4 protein-coding genes and 1 pseudogene are annotated in these 6211 nt (G+C 61.9%); 1 reads left to right on the forward strand and 4 read right to left on the reverse strand.

All coding sequences use genetic code 11. The annotated features are described in order from the left end of the window. Window positions 1–13: 13 nt before the first annotated feature. The 3 genes from AB4Y34_RS37230 to norR form a co-directional block, all read right to left on the reverse strand. The gene (locus AB4Y34_RS37230; RefSeq protein WP_368718858.1) at window positions 14–1177 is read right to left on the reverse strand and encodes an acyl-CoA dehydrogenase family protein; all 1164 of its coding nucleotides are present in this window, start codon (window positions 1175–1177) and stop codon (window positions 14–16) included. An 18-nt stretch (window positions 1178–1195) separates the two neighbouring features. Continuing rightward, on the reverse strand, window positions 1196–2038 hold the full coding sequence (locus AB4Y34_RS37235; protein ID WP_368718859.1) for a MaoC family dehydratase N-terminal domain-containing protein: 843 nt from the start codon (window positions 2036–2038) through the stop codon (window positions 1196–1198). 216 nt (window positions 2039–2254) lie between these two features. Beyond that, window positions 2255–3850 (reverse strand): nitric oxide reductase transcriptional regulator NorR, encoded by a 1596-nt coding sequence (norR, locus tag AB4Y34_RS37240; protein WP_368718860.1) that lies wholly within the window; start codon window positions 3848–3850, stop codon window positions 2255–2257. Between the two features lie 138 nt (window positions 3851–3988). Here norR and hmpA point away from each other — a divergent pair, with 138 nt between their 5' ends. Continuing rightward, entirely contained in the window at window positions 3989–5170 is a 1182-nt protein-coding gene (hmpA, locus tag AB4Y34_RS37245) for an NO-inducible flavohemoprotein (protein ID WP_176385525.1), read from the forward strand. A 133-nt stretch (window positions 5171–5303) separates the two neighbouring features. Here the strand turns inward: hmpA and AB4Y34_RS37250 are convergent. After that, window positions 5304–5937: pseudogene (locus tag AB4Y34_RS37250) on the reverse strand (CorA family divalent cation transporter). Window positions 5938–6211: the final 274 nt, after the last annotated feature.

The raw sequence follows: 6211 nt of genomic DNA on the forward strand, positions 1-6211 counted from the left end.
GTCCGCCAGCGGGTCAGAACGAACGCGGCAGCCCGAGGATATGCTCGGCCACGTACGAGAGAATCAGATTGGTCGAGATCGGTGCGACCTGATACAGACGCGTTTCGCGAAACTTGCGCTCGACGTCGTATTCGCACGCGAAGCCGAAACCGCCGTGAAATTGCAGGCACGCATTGGCCGCTTCCCACGACGCGTCCGCAGCGAGCAGCTTCGCCATGTTCGCTTGCGCGCCGCACGGTTGATGCGCGTCGAAACGACGTGCCGCTTCGAAGCGCATCAGGCTCGCTGCCTCGACGTTGATGAACGAACGCGCGATCGGAAACTGCACGCCCTGGTTCTGTCCTATCGGCCTGCCGAACACGACGCGCTCCTTCGCGTACTCGGTGACTTTGTCGACGAACCAGTAACCGTCGCCGATGCACTCCGCGGCGATCAGCGTGCGCTCCGCGTTGAGGCCATCGAGAATGTATTTGAAGCCTTGCCCTTCCTCGCCGATCAGATTCTCGGCCGGGATTTCGAGGTTGTCGAAAAAGAGTTCGTTGGTCTCGTGATTGACCATGTTCAAAATGGGCTGCACGGTCAGGCCATGACCGATCGCTTCGCGCAGATCGACGATGAAGATCGACATGCCCTCCGATTTCTTCTTCACGTCCGCGAGCGGTGTGGTGCGCGCGAGCAGGATCATCAGGTCCGAGTGCTGCACGCGCGAGATCCACACCTTCTGACCGTTGATCACGTAACGGTCACCGCGCCGTTCGGCGGTGGTCTTGATCTTCGTCGTATCGGTGCCGGTGCTCGGCTCGGTCACGCCCATCGATTGCAGACGCAAGTCGCCGTTCGCGATCTTCGGCAGATACTTGCGCTTCTGCTCTTCCGAACCGTGCCGCAACAGCGTGCCCATGTTGTACATCTGCCCGTGGCACGCGCCCGAGTTGCCGCCCGCGCGATTGATCTCTTCCATGATCACCGACGCTTCCGTGAGCCCGAGCCCCGAGCCGCCGAACTCCTGCGGAATCAGCGCGGCGAGCCACCCGGCCTTCGTCAGCGCGTCGACGAACTCTTCCGGATAGCCGCGCGCCTCGTCGATCTTGCGAAAGTACTCGCCGGAAAACTGCTGACACAGATCGCGCACGGCCTCTCGAATGTCCTGGAACGAATCGTGTTGCGTGGTTTGCATAGTCGAGTCCCGTGGAATTCAGGCGAGCGCGGCGGTCGCGCGCATGGTCAGATAACCTTCGTGGTCCTTCGCCCACAGGTCGATGGTCTTGCCGTCGGCGGCGGGCTTGCCGCATACCGTGAACGGCTGATCCGCGAACGTGGGGCGAAGCGCGCGAAACGCGAAGCTTTGCAGCGTCGCTTGCGGCAGTTCGCGGCGCACGAGATCGACGAGCAGCGTCGCGATCAGCGGGCCATGCACGACGAGGCCCGGATAGCCTTCGACTTGCGTGACATAGGGATGGTCGTAGTGAATGCGATGGCCGTTGAAAGTCAGCGCCGAGTAGCGGAACAGCATCACGGCATCGGCGTCGATCGTGCGGCGCCACGTTTCGCCTTCGGGTGCGGGCGCCGGCTGTTGCGGCCGCGCTCCCTCCTGCGGCGCGTCGCGATAGACGATGTCGTGCTCCTCTTCGAGCTTTAACTCGCCATCGACTTCGATCGTATGTTGCACGGTGACGAACACGAGGCGGCCCGAGCGGCCGGTCTTGTCCTCGATGCTGGCGATCGTCGACGTGCGCCGCGCATGCTCACCGATCTTCAGCGGCGCATGAAACGTGAGCCGGCCACCCGCCCACATGCGGCGCGGCAATGGCACGGGTGGCAGAAAACCGCCACGCTTCGGATGTCCATCGGGACCGACTTCGGATAGCGGCGCGACCGGCAGAAAGTACAGCCAGTGCCACAACGGCGGCACGGTGTCGCCGCTTTCCTCGCGATCGAGCGTGGCGGCGAGCGCCGCTAACGGAAACGCGGTGATGTCGTCTTCGGCCACCGCCTGCTTGTTGAGCCAATCGTCGAGCTTCTGTGGGGCAGCGGACATGGCGGAGTCTCCTGGTTTAGTGTGTTGGTCCTCGTTAGGGCCCACTATGACCGACGCGCTGTGTGCCGCGAAGTTCGATTTTCCGAAGCGGGCCTTTGGCTTTGGTTAAGACGTTAGGCCTAGCGCGCGGCGCTGACAATCTGTTTTCGGCGTGATCCGATGTGGCCTCGCCTGGTCGCATTTGCGCGCCGCAACGATGCTCCTTCACCTGCTCGCTTATTTGAGCCCGAGCCGTTTGGCCAGCCGATTCAGATTCGCCCGGTCCAGCCCTAGCTCGCGCGCGACCGCCGCCCAGTTTTGCCTATTGCGGATCAGCGCTTCGAGAACGAGATTGCGTTCGAACTCGGTGACCGCGCTGCGAAAGTCTTTCGTCTCGCTTTCCTCGCTCTGCGCGGCTGTTTGATTGGCTTCCTGATTCTGTGCGTCGGACAACGCGAAGTCCGCGGCCGTCAACGTCAGAATACGGCGGCGCTCACGACTGGCCGCCAACGCCTTCAGCGCACTGCGTCCGATCAAATGCTCGAGTTCGCGCACATTGCCGGGCCATGAGTAGTGCAGCAACGCGGCCTGCGCGTCGGCCGCAAGACGCAGACTCAGCAAACCGAGCCGCGAGCGATTGTCTTCGAGGAAGAAGCCCGCCAGCAGTAGCACGTCGCGGCCACGCTCGCGCAACGGTGGCACGCGCAGCGGATACACGCTGAGGCGATGATAGAGGTCGGCGCGAAAGCGGCCCGCGCGCACTTCTTCGGCGAGATCGCGATTGGTTGCGGCGATCAGCCGCACGTCGACTCTGTGTTCGTGGTCCGAGCCGATGCGCTGCAACTGGCCGTTCTGCAGCACGCGCAACAGCTTCGCCTGCACCGCGAGCGGCAACTCACCCACCTCGTCGAGGAAAATGGTGCCGCCGTCGGCGAGTTCGAACTTGCCGCGCCGGTCCGCCGACGCTCCCGAAAACGCGCCGCGCACGTGCCCGAACAGCTCGCTCTCGACGAGCGTATCGGGCAATGCCGCACAGTTCAGGCTGATCAACGGCTTGTTCGCGCGCCGCGACAGCGCGTGGATCGCGTTCGCGACCAACTCCTTGCCGACGCCGGTCTCGCCGGTGACGAGCACGGTCAGATCGCTGGCGGCCACCACCTCGATTTCCTTCACCATTCGGCGGTGCGCATTGCTGCTGCCGATCAGCTCGCGCCGGCTCTCGCTGCTCGCCAGCCGATAAGCTTCCGCGCGACGCTGTGCCTCTTCGCCATTGCGCGCCAACGCGTCGATGCGTTCGACGACGCTGACGGTCGCGGCCGCGAGGCCGAGAAATGCTTGCAGCGAAGCCATGTCGAGCGTGTTGAAGCGCGCCGGGTCGAGTGCGTCGAGCGTGAGCAGCCCCCAAGGCTCGCCGCGGATGAACAGCGGACACCCCAGACAGTCGTGCACTTCGAGATGCCCGGCTGCCATGCCTTGCACGAGGCCATCGTAGGGATCGGGTAGATCGGAGTCAGCCGCGAAGCGCGTCGGCCCTGGCTGGGCCAGCAGCTCCTGAAAGCGCGGATGCTCGGCGACGCGAAAACGCCGCCCGAGCGTATCACTGCTCAAGCCGTCGATCGCGAGCGGCACCAGCGTATCGCCTTCCAGGCGCAGCAATGCCGCCGCGTCGCCAGGAAACAGCGAGCGCAGCGCGCTGAGCAGCCGCCGATAACGCTCGCGCTCGGACAGCTCGCGCGACAGGTCGAGAATCAGCGGGGTAAGAACGTCGAGGACCGCCTCGGTAGTCAGATCGACTGCGGGTCGAGTCTTTTCGACTAGGGTCGAATGGACCATTTTATTTGCCAGATCGTTGATCTAAATGCATTTTATACCTGGCACGATTCGTGGATAGTGGAGACAGTCTGCCGAAACCGGCTGTGACACTCGCTGATAGACAGACGCTCATACAGACTCTCATCAGGACTTGAAAATATGCTATCCGCCGAACACCGCGCGATTATCAAAGCAACCGTGCCGCTCCTGGAAAGCGGCGGCGAGGCGCTCACCACGCACTTCTACAATCTGATGCTCGGCGAACATCCGGAAGTGCGCCCGATGTTCAATCAAGCCAATCAGGCGAGCGGCATGCAACCGCGCGCGTTGGCCAACGGCGTGCTGATGTACGCGCGCCATATCGATCAGCTCGAGCAACTGGGCGGGCTCGTCGCGCAGATCATCAACAAGCACGTGTCGTTGAACGTGCAGCCTGAGCACTATCCGATCGTCGGCAAGTGCCTGCTGCGTGCGATTCGCGAAGTACTCGGCGCGGACGTCGCAACCGACGCCGTGATCGAAGCGTGGGCCGCCGCGTATCAGCAACTCGCCGATCTGTTGATCGGACTCGAAGAGAAGATCTACGCCGAAAGCGCAGCAGCGCCCGGCGGTTGGCGCGGCACGCGGCTGTTCCGCGTCGCGCGCAAAGTGCGTGAAAGCGACGAGATCACGTCGTTCTATCTGCGTCCCGATGACGGCGGCGAATTGCTCGCATTTAAGCCGGGGCAGTACATTGGCGTGCGTCTAATGATCGACGGCGAAGAAGTGCGTCGGAACTATTCGCTGTCAGCAATGAGCGATGGTCGCGAATATCGCATCAGCGTGAAACGTGAACCGAATGGCACGGTGTCGAAGTATCTGCACGAACAGATCAACGAAAACGACACGCTCGAACTGTTCGCGCCGGCCGGCGAGTTTACGCTGCAAACCGGCGACAAGCCGTTGGTGCTGATCAGCGGCGGCGTCGGTATCACGCCGACGATGGCGATGCTGCAAGCCGCGCTGAAGACCAATCGTCCGGTGCATTTCATTCACGCGTCCCGTCATGGTGGCGTGCATGCGTTCCGCGGCGCGATCGATGCATTGGCCGCGCGCCATCCGCAACTGAAGCGCTTCTATTGCTACGAGCAGCGCCGTGATGGCGATGCCGACGCGCACGCAGTCGGTTACGTCGACGAAGCGAATCTGAAGAAGTGGCTGCCGGAAACGCGTGACGTCGACGTGTATTTCCTCGGGCCCATCGCGTTCATGAAGGCGATCAAGAAAGGCCTGAAGGCGATCGGCGTGCCGGAATCGCAGAGCCGTTATGAGTTCTTTGGGCCGGCTGCCGCGCTCGAATAACGCACTCGAGTAATCGACGAGTACTTGCCCTCTTTGGATCGTTGCAAAGCGTATTCAAAGACGGGCATCTTCTGGTTTCAATCACGCCGGTGGGTTTGGCCTCGTAAGAAGCGGGCCGAGTCTGCTGTGCGTTCTAGCGCTCCCTTCTGCGGCTAAATGCCCACCAGCCTGTCAGCCCGGTAGAGCCGGCGACCAGCAACACCATCACCCAAAATCCATGCTTGTTCTCGACGAGCGGAATGCCACCGACATTCATGCCGAAGAAACCGGCAATGATATTGATTGGCATCGCCAGCACCGTGACGAGCGTCAGCGTGAATAGCGTGCGGTTGTTCTGCTCCTCGAGACGCGAGGCGATTTCTTCCTGCAGCAATCTAACCCGCTCGATCAATCCGGCCACGTCGGAAAGCACGACCGAGAACTCCTCCGTCGATTCACGCAGATCCTGCACGTCTTCCACATGAAGCCAGCGAGGCGGCCTCGCCAGCAAGCGGAAAATTGCGCGCAAGGCGTCGAAAAACGCTTCGGGCAGATCGGGTTGCGTGCGCATCCAGCGCTCGCTCGCGCTATGCGCGAGATTGAAGTGAAGTCACAGAAACTCGCCACCGTCCTTTGCGGTAGCGTCGGCATCGTCCTCACTCGCGCGGAACCAATCGACGACTTCGTCCGCGTCGATCGGCCGTCAGGCAAGCGTCGGCAAGAACCGGAAACCGCAGACCATGCCCGACGAATCCGCGCCGTAGTTGCAATGCCAGATCTGATTTCATAGGGCGTTGAATGCGAGCGCTTCCGAAAGGAATACGTGAGCATAGCGCGAACGATTGAAAGAGAGTTGACGCGCGCACTTTCCGGCGTCGTATTGTCGAATTGCGGCGGCTGGACTGTCACGGAAACGTCACCTCTGCCGATGACGGCCGCGTAAACGCAAAAACCCCACCGCTGCGGGTGGGGTTTCTGGCTTTTGGGGGAGCCTGACGATTACCTACTTTCACACGGGCAATCCGCACTATCATCGGCGTGGAGTCGTTTCACGGTCCTGTT

Origin of the sequence: Paraburkholderia sp. BR10954 (assembly GCF_040965775.1) — a bacterium.
Lineage (GTDB): Bacteria > Pseudomonadota > Gammaproteobacteria > Burkholderiales > Burkholderiaceae > Paraburkholderia > Paraburkholderia youngii.